Origin of the sequence: Curtobacterium sp. MCPF17_047, from assembly GCF_003234045.1 — a bacterium.
In the GTDB taxonomy this organism is placed as follows: domain Bacteria; phylum Actinomycetota; class Actinomycetes; order Actinomycetales; family Microbacteriaceae; genus Curtobacterium.
Map to the genome: position 1 here is coordinate 1 of NZ_QKSF01000013.1, position 17348 is coordinate 17348.

A 17348-nucleotide genomic window follows, 5' to 3' on the forward strand; every position below is an offset into this window, starting at 1 on the left:
GGCCGCTCCGTGTCGGCGCATCATCGCGCCTGGCCCGGGCGCGGGCCCGGCCCCATCCCGGCGCCGCCCGGACGCGGGGTGGGGACAACCCCACCACGCGTCCGGGAGGCGGCAGGATGGGACCGGGCCCGCTCCTGGGCGAGGCTCGATGCATGACCGACACCGACCGGCTCGACCTGGCCCGCACCGTCCCCCTGGACGACGCGATGACCTCGCCCGACCATGCCGAGACCGTTCCGCTCGACACCACGACACCGGAAGCGACCATCCCGATGCCCTCCGCCCCTGCACCCGGTCCTGGCGGGCCTCCCGGCGCCTGGGACGCGACCCCGCCGGTGACCACGCCGCAGCCGCCGAAGCCGACGGCGTCGGCCCCCGGCGGTCGCGGTCCGGATGCCCCGATCCGCTCCGGCAGCGGTGGCAGCGGTGGGCGACCGAGCGCCGGTGCCTTCTACCGGGAGGCCTGGCGTCGGTCACCGCGGGACTTCGGTTACATGGCCCTCACCGCGGTGCTCCTCTGCACGCTGTACTTCGCGTTCCCCGCGATCCTGGGCATCGGCGGCCTCGGGTCCCGCGACGTGTTCAACCCGTTCACGCTGTTGCTGTTCTTCGTGGCGCTGTTCGTCGCCCGCTGGCTCGGACAGTTCGAGAAGCTGCGGATGAGCTGGGCCGACCCACGGCCGATCCGTCCGGTGGACTGGACGCCGAAGTGGCAGCAGAACTGGTGGACGCGCACCGGGTCGGCGGTCGCGAACCCGCACTACTGGCTGTACCTGCTGCACGCGGTCGTCGTCTACCCGCTGACCGCTGCCGTGACGGTCGGTGCCGGGCTGCTCCTGGTGGTCGGGTTCCTCTGGCCGGTCGTCGTCGTCCTGGTGTACGTCGTCGCCGGCCGGTACGTGCTCGACCCGAACGACATCGGCTCGGGTGCCGGGGTCGTCTTCCTCGGCCTCCTGTCGATGGCGGCGAGCGTGCTCCTGTTCCCGCTCTGGCTGCGCGGCTCCGTGCTCGCGCACTACTGGATCGACCACGGCCTGCTCGGCGGCTTCCGGGCCGAGGTGCTCGAGGAGCGGGTGGCGGGCCTCCAGGCCTCGCGTGCCGGCGCCGTGACCGCGGAGGGGCAGGCGCTCCGCCAGATCGAACGCGACCTGCACGACGGCCCGCAGCAGCGACTGGTGCGTCTGCGGATGGACCTGGCCGCGGCCGAGCGGTCGTTCGAGAAGGACCCGGAGCGGGCCAAGCGGCTGATCGGTGAGGCGTCCGGCCACGCGCAGGACGCGCTCGACGAACTGCGGGCGCTGTCCCGCGGGTTCGCGCCGCCGATCCTGCTCGACCGTGGGCTCGTCGCGGCCCTCGAAGCGCTGTGCTCCCGTTCGCCGATCCCAGTCGGACTCGACATCCGCCTTCCCGACGGGCTCGAGCTCGCGACCGAGATCCAGCGGAACGTGTACTTCACCGTCAGCGAGCTGCTGACGAACACCGCCAAGCACGCCGGCGCCTCGGCGGCCGGGGTGTACCTCGGGCTGCTGGTCGACACGGCCGGCACCTGGTTCCTCACCGTCAGCGTGACGGACGACGGCCGCGGCGGGGCGAGCCCGCGCGAAGGGCACGGCATCGAGGGGCTGATGGGCCGGATGCGCGCCCTGGACGGTGAACTGACGGTGTCCAGCCCGCTCGGCGGACCGACGGAGGCGACCGCCCGGATCCCGCTCGGTGCGCTGAACGGTGTCCCCACGCCCCGCACGTGAGCAGGTGCGCGTCGCCGCTAGGCTGAGCGCATGACCGACGGCCCGGATTCAGCACGCATCCGGGCCGTCGTCGTCGACGACGCCGTCCTGCTCCGCGAGGGCCTGGCCCGCGTGCTCGACGAGGCCGGCATCGACGTCGTCGGCCAGTTCGGCGATCCGGCGTCGTTCCTCGCCGCACTGCCCGCGCTGACCCCGGACGTCGTCGTGATGGACGTGCGGATGCCGCCGACCTTCACCGACGAGGGTGTCCGCGCAGCCGTCCAGGCGCGGCGGATCGCCCCCCGGACCGGCATCCTGCTGCTGTCCCAGTACGTCGAGGCCGCCTACGCCGAGGACGTCCTGGCCGCCGGCAGCGCCGGCATCGGCTACCTGCTCAAGGACCGCGTCACCCGGCTCGACGAGATCGACGACGCCGTCCGTCGGGTCGCATCGGGAGGCACGGTGCTGGACCCCGAGGTCGTCACCCAGTTGATGAGTCGCCGCCGCGACCCCCTGGCGGCGCTGACACCCCGGGAGCGCGAGGTCCTCGGCCTGATGGCGGAGGGTCGCACCAACGCCGCCATCGCCCGTGCACTCGTGATCGGCACCGGGGCGGTCGAGAAGCACGTGACGAGCATCTTCGGCAAGCTCGCGCTCGAGGACACCGGCGAGGACCACCGCCGCGTCCTGGCCGTCCTGGCCTACCTCGGATGAACCGCGTCCCGGCACCGCTGCTGGCACTCACCGCGATGCTGTCGGTGCAGATCGGCGCAGCGGTCGCGAAGACCCGCTTCGAGGACGTCGGCTCGGTGGGCGCCGCCACCCTCCGGCTCGTCATCGCCGCGGTCGTCCTGGCGCTCGTCGTCCGCCCCCGGGTCCGGCACTGGACCCGAGCCCAGTGGCTCGCCGCGGTCCTGCTCGGCCTGGCGCTCGGCGGCATGAACCTGTTCATCTACGTGGCGTTCGCGACGATCCCGATCGGCGTCGCCGTGACGATCGAGTTCCTCGGCCCGCTGACGCTCTCGCTCGCGCACACCCGGCGCTGGCGGGATGCGGGTTGGGCGGCGCTGGCGCTCGTGGGCGTGGTGCTGCTCGGCGTCGGACCGTCCGCGGTCGGCGACGTCGGGGGAGTCGTGGCCGCCGTCCTCGCCGCCGGGTGCTGGGCCGCGTACATCGTGATGAACCGCCGGGTCGGTGCGGCGATCCCGGGCATCGACGGGCTGGCCGTGTCCATGCTCGTCGCGATGGTGGTGGCGCTGCCGTTCGGACTCCGGTCCGCAGTCCAGGGTGTCGTGGCCGACCCGCTGCTGCTCGTCGTGTTCGGCGTCGTGGCGCTGCTCTCGAGTGTGCTGCCGTACGCGCTCGAGATGTCCGCGCTCCGCCGGATGCCGACGCGGGTGTTCGGCGTGCTGCAGAGCCTGGGCCCGGCGATCGCAGCGCTCGCCGGCCTGGTCGTCCTCGGTGAGGCCCTGTCGGTACTCGAGGTCGTCGCCCTCGTCTGCGTCACCGCGGCGAGCGCCGGGGTCACCCTGACGTCGCGGCGGGGCGCCGCCGCGGTCTGACGTCATCCGTCGGTCTGACGTCATCCGGCTGTCCGCCGGCCGAGGGCCGACTACTCGGCGCGCAGGAAGTCGGCGTAGGTTGGCTCGGACTGGACGCCCGACAGGAGCGAGGGGTCGTTGACGCGTCGGTCGACGTAGGCCTCGATGACCTCGGGTGGGGTGAGCACGTGGGCGCCCCAGGACGGCACGTCGGTCTTCTTCACGGTGCCTCCTCTCGGTCTCCGGCGCAGATGTCTCGATCGTCGAGAATCTTCGTGAGCCGGTGTGTCACGAACGATCCTCGCCGGCGCGCAGGAAGTCAACGCAGTGCGTCATGCGGACTCCGGGGAACGCGATCTCGCCGGTCGGGGGTCTGATCGGCTGCCGCTCGTCGGCGCGTGTCCGGTCCGCGGATCCACCGCACGGAGGGTGCGGTGCTTCACGGCCGAACGCCAGATCCAGGCGTCGGCCTGCTGTCCGAACTGCGCCCACTCGACCAGGACGGCGTCGCGCGTCCAGCTCCGTGCGAAGGCCTTCACCCGGACGTGGAAGGTCGGGAACTGCACCCATGCCCAGACCGGCATCGGGGTGACCGCGTGGCACACGTCGCCGCCACGGGCCTCCTCCGACAGGGAGAAGGCGCTGGGGCGCTCCACCTCCGGGTGCTCCGGGGGCTGCCACCGGTTCTCGCGACGCCGTCCCACCCTCGTATTCGAACGTGCGTTCGAATGCCCCGTCAAGTCCGGCGCGTGCTCCGGCGTGTCCAGCACGGCTCGGAGGGCCCGACCTAGACGCGAAAGCGACAGATGTGCGCCGGAATTCGGCGCGCATCTGTCGCTTTCGCGTGCAGGACGGGTGCGGCCGCGGCCGCGGCTGCGGCGCGGCCGGCTCGCGCGGCCGGCTCGCGCGGCCGAGGTCAGGGGGCGGCGCGCGCGGTGGACTCGCGCACGCTCAGCGTCAGCTCGGGCCCGGGGCGCGACGGGAGGGGCACCTCGGACTCGATCTGCTCGCGGAGCAGCACCGCGGCTCGCTGCCCGAGCTCGACGGTGTCCCGGGTGAGCGAGGTGATCGCCGGACGCACGAGCCGGATCATCGCCGAGTCGTCGAACGACACGATCGACACGTCCTGCGGCACCCGGACGCCCATCTCGCTCGCGACGCCGAGCCCGGCGACGGCGAGCACGTCGTTGTCGAACACGATCGCCGTCGGCCGGGTCGCGCCGGAGAGCAGGCGCCGGGTGGCTGCGGCACCGGCCTCGGCGGAGTAGTCGGTCGGCACGGACTCCATGCGGTCGTCGACATCGGTCCCGGCGAACGCCCGCACCCGGTCGATCCGCAGTGCGGTGTGTTCGAACTCGGGCGGCCCGGAGACGTGCGCGATCCGCCGGTGCCCGAGGGCTCGCAGGTAGCGCAAGACCGTGTCGGTGGCGTCCGAGTCGTCGATCCAGACGCTCGGGGCTGCGCCGGCAGGGGAGGGGTGTGACCCGACGATGACCGACGGCATGCCCAGGTCGGCGAGCAGGCGCAGGCGTTCGTCGTCCCTCCGTGGGTCGATGACGATCACGCCGTCGACCCGGTGTCCGCGCCACCAGTCGCGGTAGGTCTCGAGCTCTTCGTCGGCGTCGCGGGCGACGAGCAGCGTCATGCCGATGTGGGTGCCGGTCAGGCCGAGCTGGATGCCGGAGATCAGGTCGCCGAAGAACGACTCGGTGCCCAGGGTGCGGGCGGGGCGGTTCAGCACGAAGCCGATCGACCCGGCCTTCGCGCCGCCCAGTGCCCGTGCTGCGGTGTGCGGTTGCCAGTCCAGGTCACGGGCCACCTGACGGACCCGTTCCCGTGTCGTCTCGGAGACGCCGGGGCGGCCGTTGAGCGCGAACGAGACGGCGCTGATCGACACGCCCGCCCGCGCTGCGATGTCGGCGATCGTCGTTCGGCGTCCTGTGGCCACGGGCTTGACTATAGCGCTTTAGTCAGGCATTGTCGCCGTCACGTAGGGGTTCGGCGCACAAGGCTGAACCGGTTCAGTAGCTCGACGAAGGAGTCAGCAACGATGAGAAGCACCCACCGCACCACGTCGGGCCGAGTGGCCGCGATCCTCGCAGGCGCCGCAGCCACCGCCCTCGTCCTCACCGGTTGCTCGAGCGGCGGCACCGCCAGCACCGGCGGCGGTGACGGCGAGGTCAGCGGGTCGATCACCCTGCAGACCTGGGCCCTCACGCCGACCTACACGGACTACCTCAACGGGGTGGTCAAGGCGTTCGAGAAGAAGTACCCGGATGCGAAGGTCAAGCTCGTCGACCAGCCCGGCGACGGCTACGCGGACAAGGTGCTCAGCCAGGCCTCGTCGAACTCGCTGCCGGACGTCGTCAACCTGCCGCCGGACATCGCCCTGCCCCTCGCCAAGCGCGGCTTCCTGCAGGACGTGTCGAAGGACGACAGCAAGCTCTCGAGCACCTACGTCGAGGGCGCCCTCGCGGCGTACGACTACAAGGGCGTCGACGGCACGTTCGGCTACCCCTGGTACCTCAACACCGACATCGACTACTGGAACAAGACGATGTTCGAGAAGTGCGGTCTCGACCCGGCCAGCCCGCCGAAGACGACCGACGAGCTGTTCACGCAGGCCGAGACGATGCACCAGAAGTGCCCGGACGACTACCTGATGAGCCGCAAGCCCGGTCTGTCCGACTTCTCGCTCGCCGGCGTCAAGATCCTCAACGCCGACGGCACGAAGTTCACCTTCGCGAACTCCTCGAAGGCCGCCGACCTCATCACGAAGTACGCCAAGGCCTACAAGGACGGCCTGATGCCGTCGTCGGTCCTCAACACCGACTACCTCGGCAACTCCACCCTGTTCACCCAGGGCAAGGTCGCCTGGACCACCGGTGGTGCGACCGCGATCAGCGACTTCGAGAAGAACAACCCGTCGCTCAAGGGCAACATCATCGTCTCGCCGGCGCTGGACAACCCGCCGCTCTACGTGCAGGGCCTCAGCGTCTCGGCGAAGAGCAAGCACATCGCCACGGCCGAAGCGCTCGCCGAGTTCATGACCAACGCGGAGAACCAGGAGGCGTTCGCGCACCTGGTGAACATCTTCCCGTCGACGAAGTCGTCGCAGTCCGACCCGTTCTTCTCGAAGGACGACGGCACCGTGCAGGCCAAGGCCCGTGTGCTCGCGAACGAGGCGCTGAAGACCGCGAAGAACCTCAACCCGGTCGAGGCGAACTCGGCGATGACCGACTTCCTCGACCAGCAGATCGCGCTGGCGATGAAGGGCGGCACCACCCCGGAGAAGGCGCTGCAGACCGCGCAGGACAAGATGAACACCCTGCTCGCCAACGGCTGACCCAGCTCGTCACGTCAAGGAAGAGGGAGGATCGTCATGCGTGCGAACCGTTGGTTCACGCCCTGGCTGCTGGTGCTGCCCGCACTGGTCTGGCTGCTCGCGTTCAGTCTCTGGCCGTCGATCAACACCGTGCGGCTGTCGTTCACGAACGCCAGCCCGCTCGGCGGGGTCAGCGCCTGGGTGGGGACGGCGAACTTCCGGACCCTGCTCGCGGACCCGCAGGTGTGGGAGGCGCTGCTCAACAGCGTCATCTACATGGCGGTGTGTCTGCCGCTGCTGACGGTCCTCCCGCTCCTGATGGCGGTGCTCGTCCAGCACAAGATGCCCGGCATCGCGTTCTTCCGGACCGCGTACTACACGCCGGTGATCGCGAGCGCGGTCGTCGTCGGGCTGATCTGGAACTGGATCCTCGACGACCGCGGTGTCGTCAACGAGATGGCGCAGTCGCTCGGCATCGTGCAGGGCGCGATCCCGTTCCTGACCGACCGGTGGCTCCTGCTGTTCAGCGCCATCAGCCTGACCGTGTGGAAGGGCCTCGGCTACTACATGATCATCTTCCTGGCCGCGCTCGGGAACGTCGGCAAGGACCTGCACGAGGCCGCCGCACTCGACGGTGCCGGCTCGGTCCGACGCTTCTGGTCGGTGACCATGCCCGGTGTCCGCGGCACGATGACCCTCGTCGGGATCCTCGTGTGCGTGAGTGCGCTCCGGGTGTTCAGCGAGCTCTACATCCTGACGAACGGGACGGGTGGCCCCGGCGGCCAGGACAACTCCCTCGTCATGCTCATCCAGCAGTACGCCCGTGGCTTCACCGGCAACCTCGGCTACGCGTCCGCCCTGAGCCTCCTGCTCTTCGCCGTGACGCTCATCCCGATGCTCGCCCTCGCCCGGATGAACAGCAAGGCGGACAAGTGACGAACACGACCGACACCAGCGAACCCGTCATCGGCGGCAACGCCGGCCTGGCCGCACCGACGCCCGACGTGGCCGGCGCGACGGGCGGCGGACGGGCCTCCCGAACGGACCGACGGGGCGGAACGGACGGACCGGGCGGAACCGGCAAGCGCCGCCGCCGTGCGGTCTGGGGCGTCATGTCCACCCGCGAGAAGGTGGTCCGCTACGTCCTGCTCATCGTGGTGCTGTTCATCACCATCGGCCCGTTCCTCTGGCAGCTCTCCACCTCGCTCAAGGGCACCGGTGAGGACATCTACACGGCGAACCCGTCGTTCATCCCGTCGCAGCCGACGATCGGCAACTACCTGCGCGTCGCCGACGCGATCCCGGTCTTCGGCTACATCGGCAACTCGCTCATCGTCGCCGCGATCGACGTGCTCGGGAACATCGTCTTCGCGACCCTCGCCGGGTTCGCCCTGGCACGGTTGCAGTGGCGCTTCCGCAAGGTCGTCCTCGGCCTGTTCCTCGCCACCCTGGTGCTGCCCGGCGAAGCGACGATCATCTCCCAGTTCGTCACCGTGAAGGACCTGGGCCTCGCCGACTCCCTGGTCGGCGTCGCCCTGCCCGGCATGATCGCCGCGCTCAACGTGCTGCTCATGTTCAACGCGTTCCGACAGGTCCCCGAGGAGATCGACCAGGCCGCGGTGATGGACGGCGCGAACGCCCTGCAGCGGCTCCGGTACATCTCGTTCCCGGCCGTGCAGGGGACCATCGCGGTGATCGCGATCTTCTCGTTCATCGGCGCGTGGGACGACTTCCTCTGGCCGCTCATCGTCCTGCAGTCGCCGGACAAGCTCACCCTGACCGTCGGACTGCAGTACCTGCAGGGCACGTTCGCGACCGACCAGCGCATGATCGCGGCGGGCACGATGATCGCCTTCATCCCGATCGCGGTGATCTTCGCGCTCCTGCAGCGCTTCTTCTTCAAGGGCGTGGAAGAGGGCGGGGTGAAGGGCTGATGCGCTTCGGCGTCAACCACACGCCGTCGAACGGGTGGTTCCACTCGTGGCTGGACTTCTCGCCCTCGGACACCGCGCGGGACCTCGAGGCCATCGCGTCGCTCGGCGCCGACCACGTCCGGATCTTCCCGCTCTGGCCCGTCGTGCAGCCGAACCGGACGCTGATCCGCCCCTCGGCACTCGAGGACGTCGCCACCGTCGTCGACATCGCCGGCTCGTTCGGACTCGACGTCAACGTCGACGCCCTGCAGGGTCACCTGTCCAGCTTCGACTTCGTGCCGTCCTGGCTGGAGAGCTGGCACCGCCGGAACATGTTCACCGACCCGGACGTCGTCGCCTCGACCGCCGCGTACGTCCGGGCGCTCGCCGCCGCGGTCGCGGACCGGCCGAACCTGCTCGGCATCACCATCGGCAACGAGGTCAACCAGTTCGCGCACGCCCCGCACCCCGCGCCGTTCGCGACGACCGCCGAGCAGGGACACGCGTGGGCGGCGGCGATGGTCGACGCGGCCCGGGGCGGGCTCGGTGACGGCCGGGAGGTCCGTAGCGCGTCCGTCCCGCCGGCCCGCCGACCGCTGGTCACGCTGGCCCAGTACGACGCCGCCTGGTACGACGACGCCCAGCCGTTCGGCCCCGAGCACGCCGCCGAGCACGGTGACGCGACCGTCACGCACTCGTGGGTGTTCAACGGCGCAGCCCGCCTGCACGGTGCCCTCGGTGCCGGGTCGGTGCGGCACGGGGAGTACCTGCTCCAACTCGCCGCGGCGTGGAACGGACGCGCAGACCGGCCGAACTGGTTGCAGGAGGTCGGCGCACCGACGAACGTGGTGGACGTGGCCGACGCCCCGACCTTCACCGAGCAGACGATCCGGCACGCCCTCGACGTGCAGGAGCTGTCCGGGATCACGTGGTGGTGTTCGCACGACGTCTCCCGCTCGCTCGCCGACTTCCCGGAGCTCGAGTACGACCTCGGGCTGCTGACGAACGACGGCCGCGTGAAGCCGACGGGGGAGCGGTTCCGCGAGATGGCGCTGGCGTTCGGCGACGGCCGCTACGACGCACCCACCCCGCCGGCCACCGCGCTCGTCCTCGATGACGTCGCCCCGGACGGTGCGCCGCTGCACGGGACCCGTGCCGACTCGGCCCCCGGCGGCCGGTTCGCCGCCGCCTGGCTCGCGCTCGCCGAGCAGGACGGGCGTGGGCCCCAGGTGGTGCTGCGCTCCCGACTCGCCGACCCCGCGCTGCTCGCAGCCCGCGGCATCCGTACCTGCGTCGACGTGCCCGCGGGCACCACGGCGACCGCGCTCTCGGTCACGCACCCGGCGACCATGCCCTGACCGACCGACCGCGCGACCGCACGACCGCACGACCGACCGCACGACCGACTGCACGACGAACACCACCGACCCGACGACCACCGCCGTCCCCGGAAGGACCCATGCACGACGACATCCCGCTCACCATCGGCCGCGCACGCCGCGTGCTCGACGAGCGCATCCTGCCCGAGGTGCACGCCACCGCCGTCCCGCTCGACACCGCCTGGCACGAGCTGCCCGGCGAGCCGATCGCCCCCGCCGAGGGACTCGCGCTCACCTTCGAGCCGTACGAGGTCGGCACCCCCTGGGGAGCAGCCTGGGGCACCACCTGGTTCCGCCTCTCCGGGACCGTCCCCGCCGAGTGGGCCGGGCAGCGCATCGAGGCACTCATCGACCTCGGGTTCGACAAGAACATGCCGGGCTTCCAGTGCGAGGGCCTGGTCTACCTGTCGGACGGCACCCCGGTGAAGTCGATCAACCCGCGCAACCAGTGGGTCCTCATCGCTGAGCAGGCGGTCGGTGGCGAGACCGTCGAGTTCTTCGTCGAGGCGGCGTCGAACCCGGTGCTGCTCGACTACCACCCCTTCCTGGTCACGCAGGAGGGCGATGTCCGGACCTCGTCCCCGAAGCGCCTGTACACCTCGCGCCGGATGGACCTGGCCGTGTTCGCGGCCGAGGTGCACGAGCTCGCACTCGACATCGACGTCCTGCTCGAACTGCAGGAGGAGCTGCCGCAGGGCCCCCGGCGGATGCGGATCCTGCAGGCGCTCGACGACGCCCTCGACGCGCTCGACCTGCAGCACATCCCGGAGACCGCCCCCGCCGCCCGTGCGGCGCTCGCCGAGGTGCTCGCCGCCCCGGCCGAGGCCTCGGCACACCGGATCTCCGCCGTCGGACACGCCCACATCGACTCCGCCTGGCTCTGGCCCGTCCGCGAGACCATCCGCAAGGTCGCCCGCACCACGTCGAGCATGACGGAGCTGATCGGGCAGACCGACGACTTCCTCTACGGGATGTCCAGCGCGCAGCAGTACGCCTGGATCAAGGAGCACCGCCCCGAGGTCTACGCGAAGGTCAAGGACGCCGTCGCCGCCGGACGCTTCCTGCCCCTCGGCGGCATGTGGGTCGAGTCCGACACCGTGATGCCGACGGGGGAGTCGATCGTCCGGCAGTTCTCGCAGGGCCAGCGGTTCTTCGAGCGCGAGTTCGGCATCCGACCGAAGGGCGTGTGGCTGCCGGACAGCTTCGGCTACTCGCCGGCGCTGCCGCAGCTGATGCGCCGCGCCGGCTTCGAGTGGTTCTTCACGCAGAAGATCTCCTGGAACCAGGTGAACAAGTTCCCGCACCACACGTTCCTCTGGGAGGGCATCGACGGCTCGCGGGTCTTCTCGCACTTCCCCTCGATGGACACGTACAACTCCCGGCTCTCCGGGTCCGAGGTCGCCAAGGCCTCCCGCCAGTTCCGCGAGAACCGTCTGGCCACGGGCTCGATCGCTCCGGTGGGCTGGGGCGACGGCGGCGGCGGCACGACCCGCGAGATGACCGGCACGGCCGCACGCCTGGCCGACCTCGAGGGCAGCGCCCGCGTCACGTGGGAGCACCCCGACGCGTTCTTCGACCGGGCCAAGAGCGAGCTCGAGAACCCGCCCGTGTGGGTCGGCGAGCTCTACCTCGAGCTGCACCGCGCGACGCTGACCAGCCAGCACCAGACCAAGCAGGGCAACCGCCGCAGCGAGCACCTGCTCGTCGAGGCGGAGCTGTGGTGTGCCACGGCCGCCGCACACACCGACTTCGCCTACCCGTACGACGAGCTCGACGCACTCTGGCAGCAGGTGCTGCTGCAGCAGTTCCACGACATCCTGCCGGGCACCTCGATCGCGTGGGTGCACCGCGAGGCCGTCGAACGGTACGCGGAGATCGCAGACCGCCTGGAGGCCCTCATCGCCTCCGCCCTGTCGGCGCTCGCCGGCGACGGGGACCGGACGGTCGTCGTCAACCCGGCCCCGAGCCTCCAGAGCGATGCCCTGGCGCAGAGCGCGATCCTGACCACCGACGTGGCGGCGACGACCGCCGTCACCCTCACCGAGGTCGACGGCGGGTTCGTGCTCACCAACGACCTGGTCCGGGTGGTCGTCGACGGCCGCGGCCTCGTCACCAGTGCGGTCGACCTGACCACCGGACGCGACGCGATCGCCCCCGGCCAGGTCGCGAACCTGCTGCAGCTGCACCAGGACTTCCCGAACATGTGGGACGCGTGGGACGTGGACCGGTACTACCGGAACCGCGTCGAGGACCTGGTCGACGTGACCGGCCTCCGCGCCTCGGTCGATGCCGACGGGACCGCCCGGGTGACGGTGTCGCGGGCGTTCAGCGAGTCCACCGTGACGCAGGAGATCACGCTCGCACCGGGCGCACGCACCCTGGAGTTCGCCCAGGTCACCGACTGGCACGAGACCGAGAAGTTCCTCAAGGTGGCGTTCCCGCTCGACGTCCGCGCCGAGCACACCGTCGCCGAGACGCAGTTCGGCGCGCAGAAGCGGGTGACGCACACGAACACCTCGTGGGAGGCCGCGAAGTTCGAGACGTCCATGCACCGCTACGTGCTCGTCGAGGAGCCCGGCTTCGGTGTGGCCCTGGTCAACGACTCGATCCACGGGTTCGACGTCACACGCGACTCGGTCGACGGCCACGTCACCACGACGCTCCGGCTCTCGCTGCTGCGGGCACCGCGGTTCCCGGACCCGGAGACCGACCAGGGCGTGCAGACGCACCGGTACGGGATCGTCATCGGGACGGACATCGTCGGCGCGACCGCGGCCGGCACGGCGATGAACACCGCCGTCCGGACGGTCACCGGTGCGCACGGCTTCGACTCGCTCGTGCAGGCCTCCGGCGACGTGGTGGTCTCGGCCGTCAAGCTCGCCGACGACCGCTCCGGCGACCTGGTCGTCCGGGTCTACGAGCCGGCTGGACGCCGGGGGACGGGCGGCCTGGCGGTCGACGGGCCCTTCGACGAGCCGGTCGAGGTCACGCTGCTCGAGGAGACGGACCCGGCACTGCCGGGCGTCGCCGCGATCACCGACGGGGTGGCGGCCTTCCCGGTCGACGCGTTCGAGGTCCGCACGTTCCGCTTCCCGCGACGGGGTGCAGCGCACTGACCGTGGCCGGATGAGACCCCCGCCGCCGGGACTTCGGGTGTCCCGGCGGCGGGTCCCACGGCCGATCGGTCGTGGACCCGCGGCGGCACCTCGTCGCCGCGGACACCACTCGAAGAGGAGTGACATGCAGAAGTCCATGAAGATCGGGATCGTGGCGGCGCTGGTCGCCATGGTGGCGGCACCGATGGTGCCCGCCGCCGCTTCGGCGACACCGGGCGGGCCGGCAGCCGCGTCGCACGGCCAGGGGCACGGCAACGGCCACGGCCACGGCCACGGGCGGCCGGGACACCACGCCCCGACGAAGTCCGGGCCGACGAGCATCGCGTACGTCGAGGTGAACAACGACGAGTTCCGGAACGTCGGTCGGTACACACTCGAGAACGGTGCGAACGCCTTCGACGTGGCGATCATCTTCGCCGCGAACATCAACCGCGACGCGGACGGCGACGCGGTCCTGTACGCCAACGAGAACGTGCAGCGCACGCTGGACCAGGCGGCGACGCAGATCCGGCCCCTGCAGGCCAAGGGCATCAAGGTGACGCTCTCCGTGCTCGGCAACCACCAGGGCACCGGGCTCGCGAACTTCACCTCCAAGGCCGACGCCCGCGACTTCGCGGCGCAGGTCTCCGCGACGGTCAAGCAGTACGGCCTGGACGGCGTGGACCTGGACGACGAGTACTCGGACTACGGCGTGGACGGCACACCGCAGCCGAACGACCAGTCGATCGGCTGGCTCGTCTCGGCGCTGCGCGCGGACATGCCCGGCAAGATCATCTCCTTCTACGACATCGGCCCGTCGTCGACGTCGCTGCAGCAGGAGAAGCCGTCGATCGGCAAGAAGCTCGACTACGCGTGGAACCCCTACTACGGCACCTACACGGCGCCGCAGATCCCGGGTGTGCCGAAGTCGAAGCTCTCGGCCGCCGCGGTCGACATCCAGAACACCCCGGTGGCCACGGCCGTCTCGTTCGCCGAGCGGACCAAGGCCGACGGGTACGGCGTCTACATGACGTACAACCTGCCGGACGGTGACGTCAGCCCCTACGTGTCGCAGCTCACGAAGGTGCTGTACGGCCAGTCGGCCGTCTACCGGTGAGGAATGACTGATCGATGAGTGACGTGCGCCGTGGTGGCCCGACCGCAGTCGGACCGACAGCCGGACCGACGACCGCGGTCGCGGCCCGGAACGGGGTCGGGTTCGTCTCGCAGGAGGCGACCCTGATCGAACAGACCGGCCCGGGGGCGACCGTGGTGGTCGTCCCCGGGCCGGCAGGTCAGGAGGTCGGACCCACCGACGTCCTGACCTGGGTCTGGTTCCCGGAACGGTCACTGCCCGACGGGCAGACCGAACCGGCCGAGGCGGACCTCGACGGGTTCTGGGCCGCCACGGCGTTCGCACTCGACATCGTCTTCACCGACGGCACCCGGCTCAGTGTCGGGTCCGGCACCGACTCGGCCCGCGACCAGTACGGGGACATCGTCACCCCGGAGGCGCAGGACGACGCCCGCAAGCAGTGGGTCGACCAGTGGAACCGGCGGACCGTCGACCTGTCGGCGCACGCCGGCCGCGTGGTGGACCGCCTGGAGGCCCGGCTCGGCCGGACGGACCGGCCAGCGCCCGCCCCTGCTCCCGACCCCACCGACGGCGTGGTCCGCACCGTCCGTGGCTGGCTCGACGACGTCCGGATCGAGCCAGCAGGGCCCGCCACCGGTGCCCTGCCCGCGGACGCCCGCCCACTCGACCACGTCCGCACCACCCGCGGCACACACTCGTCCGGTACGTTCTCCCGCGGCAACAACGCACCGCTCGTGGGGCTGCCGCACGGCGGGGTGTTCGGCCTGCCGATGACGAACGCCGCCGACAGCCGGTGGCCGTACGCCTACCAGGAGCACAACCGGCCGAGCGACAACCGGCCCGCGGTCCAGGCGTTCGCCACCAGCCACCTGCCCTCACCGTGGATGGCCGACCGCGGGGTGTTCCAGGTCATGCCGTCACCGCTCGCCGACCCCGACGTCGACCGGACCGCCCGTGCGCTCGGGTTCGACCACGTCGACGAGCTCGACGGCCCGCACCGCTACCGGGTCACGCTCGACGAGGGGGTGACCGCCGAGATGACCGCCGGTGAGTTCGCCCTGGCGTGGCGGTTCACCGGTGTCCGGAGCATCGTCCTCGACCACCACGGTGTGCTCCGTTCGTGCGAGGTCCGGATCGAGGACGGCACGACGATCGTCGACGCCCTGCTCGACGACCGCGCCGAGACGCCACCGCACCACGTGCACCTGCGGATCGGGAACGCCGTCGCCGAGCACACGACGGTCGTCGACGGGCTGCTGCGCGGCTCGGTCGAGGTCGCCGGCGACAGCGACGTCCTGCTCGGCATCTCGACGGTCTCCGCGGCGGACGCGGTCGCGAACCTCGACGCCGCGGGCGACTTCGACGCGATGCGCCGGCACGCCGAGGACCGGTGGGTCGCCGAGCTCGACACCCTGCAGGTCGAGGGCGCGACCGAGGACCAACTCGTGTCGATCTACTCCGGCCTGTACCGGGCGTTCCTCTACCCCACCCGCGCCGGCGAGACCGCCCTCGTCCACCAGGACGACCCGGCCGGCAGCCCGCGTCACCGGTCCCCGTACGGTTCCGTGCTCACCGAACCGATCCGCGACGAACCCGGGCCCGAGGTCGTCGACGGACCGCTCACCACCACGAACGGGTTCTGGGACACCTACCGGACCGCCTGGCCGCTGCTGGCACTCCTCACCCCGGACACCGCGGCCGACCTGGCCGAGGGCGTCGTCGGCCACTTCGCCGACGGTGGTTGGACCCCGCGGTGGAGTGCTCCCGGCGCCGAGGACGTGATGACCGGCACCACGAGCGACACCGTCTTCGCCGACCTCGTCGCGAAGGGTGTCGACGGGTTCGACCTCGAGCAGGCGTACCGGTCCGCACTGCGGAACGCGACCGTCCCGGCGCGGGACCGGCGGGTCGGGCGGAAGGGGAGCCTCCCGGGCCTGTTCCGCGGGTACGTCGACACGGCGACCGGCGAGGGCATGTCGTGGACCCTGGACGCGGCCATCAACGACTGGGGCGTCGCCGTGCTGGCGGACGCCCTGGCCGACCGCGCGGTCGGGGCCGGTGACGACGTCGGCGCTGCCCGGTACCGCGCCGAGCACGAGTGGTTCGCGCGCCGTTCCCTGCAGTACCGGAACGTCTTCGACCGCGAGCGTGGGTTCTTCATCGGGCGGACGCCCGACGGCGCCTGGCGCGACGACTTCGACCCCGACGTGTGGGGCAGCGACTACACCGAGACCAACGCGTGGGGCACGATGTTCACCGCGCCGCACGACAGCGCCGGCGTCGTCCAGCTGCACGGCGGTCCGGCCGGGTTCGACGACGCGTTCGCGCGGTTCTGGGCGCGACGGGAGACCGGTGGGACCGATCGTTCCGGCTCGTACGGGTTCGCGATCCACGAGATGACCGAGGCCCGCGACATCCGGATGGGCATGCTCGGACTGTCGAACCAGCCCGCGCACCACATCCCGTTCCTCCCGATGGCCACCGGCCGGCACGACGACGCGCACCGCGTCGTCCGCGAGTGCCTGGAGCGGCTGTTCGTCGGCTCCGACATCGGTCAGGGGTACCCCGGTGACGAGGACAACGGCGAGATGAGCGCCTGGTACGTCTTCGCGACCATCGGGCTCTACCCCCTGGCGCCGTCGACCGGGACCTACGTGATCGTGCCGCCGTCGGTCCGCCGGACCGTGCTGAACCGGGCTGGAGGGTCGCCCACCGTCATCGAGACCACCGGCAGTGGGGCGTTCATCGCCGCCGTGACCGTCGACGGCGAGCCGTGGGAGTCGGTGAGCATCCCGCACGCGGTCGTGGTCGGGGCCTCGCGCATCGAGGTCGCGCTCACCGACACACCCCGGGGGTGGGCGGCGGACAGCCGGCCGGCATCGGCATCCGTGCTGCACGGGTACCGGGACACCCCCGACGACGTGCTGCCGGTCGGCGCGTCGCCGCTCACCGACGACACGGGGGCGACCGTCGTGGCGCTCGAGGCGGGGGAGTCCGCCACGGTGCCGGTGACTGTCGAGGCCGTGTCGCTCGTCACGGTGACGGTCGCGGCCGCCGGTACCGCGTCATGGCGGATCGTGCTGCGGGACGTCGACGGTGCAGCGGTGCACGTGCTCGAGGGGCGGGACGAGGTGTTCGACTGGGCCGGGCAGACCCGGGTGTTCCCGTTCGACGGCGGGGTCCACGGCGGGACCCTGACGTTCCACGCCCTGACGCCGATCACGCTGTCGCAGCTGCAGCTCATCGCCGCGGACGGCACTTCCTGACCGGCT

General features: G+C 71.2%; 13 protein-coding genes. 10 read left to right on the forward strand and 3 right to left on the reverse strand.

Annotated elements, in window-relative coordinates:
* Window positions 1–152 precede the first annotated feature (152 nt).
* The 3 genes from DEJ33_RS13205 to DEJ33_RS13215 are packed head-to-tail and all read left to right on the forward strand — an operon-like array spanning window position 153 to window position 3289.
* The gene (locus tag DEJ33_RS13205) at window positions 153–1748 is read left to right on the forward strand and encodes a sensor histidine kinase (protein ID WP_111195207.1); all 1596 of its coding nucleotides are present in this window, start codon (window positions 153–155) and stop codon (window positions 1746–1748) included.
* A 30-nt stretch (window positions 1749–1778) separates the two neighbouring features.
* Window positions 1779–2441, forward strand: a complete 663-nt coding sequence (locus DEJ33_RS13210; RefSeq protein ID WP_111195208.1) for a response regulator transcription factor — start codon at window positions 1779–1781, stop codon at window positions 2439–2441.
* Window positions 2438–3289, forward strand: a complete 852-nt coding sequence (locus DEJ33_RS13215; RefSeq protein ID WP_111078841.1) for a DMT family transporter — start codon at window positions 2438–2440, stop codon at window positions 3287–3289. The genes DEJ33_RS13210 and DEJ33_RS13215 overlap by 4 nt, the downstream gene beginning before the upstream one ends.
* Before the next feature lie 50 nt (window positions 3290–3339).
* On the opposite strand, the gene DEJ33_RS17315 is transcribed toward DEJ33_RS13215, so the two are convergent.
* From DEJ33_RS17315 to DEJ33_RS13225, 3 genes are all read right to left on the reverse strand, one after another.
* A complete protein-coding gene (locus DEJ33_RS17315; RefSeq protein WP_181436597.1) occupies window positions 3340–3492 on the reverse strand; it encodes a hypothetical protein in 153 nt (50 codons plus the stop codon).
* Window positions 3493–3600: 108 nt separating this feature from the next.
* Window positions 3601–3972: a hypothetical protein gene (locus DEJ33_RS13220; RefSeq protein ID WP_111078840.1), complete on the reverse strand. Its 372-nt coding sequence runs from the start codon at window positions 3970–3972 to the stop codon at window positions 3601–3603.
* A gap of 212 nt (window positions 3973–4184) precedes the next feature.
* Entirely contained in the window at window positions 4185–5216 is a 1032-nt protein-coding gene (locus tag DEJ33_RS13225; RefSeq protein ID WP_111078839.1) for a LacI family DNA-binding transcriptional regulator, read from the reverse strand.
* Window positions 5217–5318: 102 nt separating this feature from the next.
* Between DEJ33_RS13225 and DEJ33_RS13230 the strand changes: the two genes are divergently transcribed.
* The 7 genes from DEJ33_RS13230 (at window position 5319) to DEJ33_RS13260 (ending at window position 17342) form a co-directional block, all read left to right on the forward strand.
* Window positions 5319–6614, forward strand: a complete 1296-nt coding sequence (locus tag DEJ33_RS13230) for a sugar ABC transporter substrate-binding protein (RefSeq protein WP_111195209.1) — start codon at window positions 5319–5321, stop codon at window positions 6612–6614.
* Window positions 6615–6650: 36 nt separating this feature from the next.
* Window positions 6651–7529: a carbohydrate ABC transporter permease gene (locus DEJ33_RS13235; RefSeq protein WP_110904020.1), complete on the forward strand. Its 879-nt coding sequence runs from the start codon at window positions 6651–6653 to the stop codon at window positions 7527–7529.
* On the forward strand, window positions 7526–8527 hold the full coding sequence (locus DEJ33_RS13240; protein ID WP_220034485.1) for a carbohydrate ABC transporter permease: 1002 nt from the start codon (window positions 7526–7528) through the stop codon (window positions 8525–8527). Before DEJ33_RS13235 ends, DEJ33_RS13240 begins: the two co-directional genes overlap by 4 nt.
* Window positions 8527–9864 carry a cellulase family glycosylhydrolase gene (locus DEJ33_RS13245; protein ID WP_111195210.1) on the forward strand — a complete coding sequence of 446 codons (1338 nt, stop codon included), beginning with the start codon at window positions 8527–8529 and terminating at the stop codon, window positions 9862–9864. The genes DEJ33_RS13240 and DEJ33_RS13245 overlap by 1 nt, the downstream gene beginning before the upstream one ends.
* 101 nt (window positions 9865–9965) lie before the next feature.
* Entirely contained in the window at window positions 9966–13001 is a 3036-nt protein-coding gene (locus DEJ33_RS13250) for a glycoside hydrolase family 38 C-terminal domain-containing protein (RefSeq protein WP_111195211.1), read from the forward strand.
* Between the two features lie 124 nt (window positions 13002–13125).
* Complete coding sequence (locus tag DEJ33_RS13255) at window positions 13126–14097, forward strand: endo-beta-N-acetylglucosaminidase H (protein WP_111195212.1); 972 nt, start codon at window positions 13126–13128, stop codon at window positions 14095–14097.
* Window positions 14098–14111: 14 nt separating this feature from the next.
* The gene (locus DEJ33_RS13260; RefSeq protein ID WP_111195213.1) at window positions 14112–17342 is read left to right on the forward strand and encodes a GH92 family glycosyl hydrolase; all 3231 of its coding nucleotides are present in this window, start codon (window positions 14112–14114) and stop codon (window positions 17340–17342) included.
* Window positions 17343–17348: the final 6 nt, after the last annotated feature.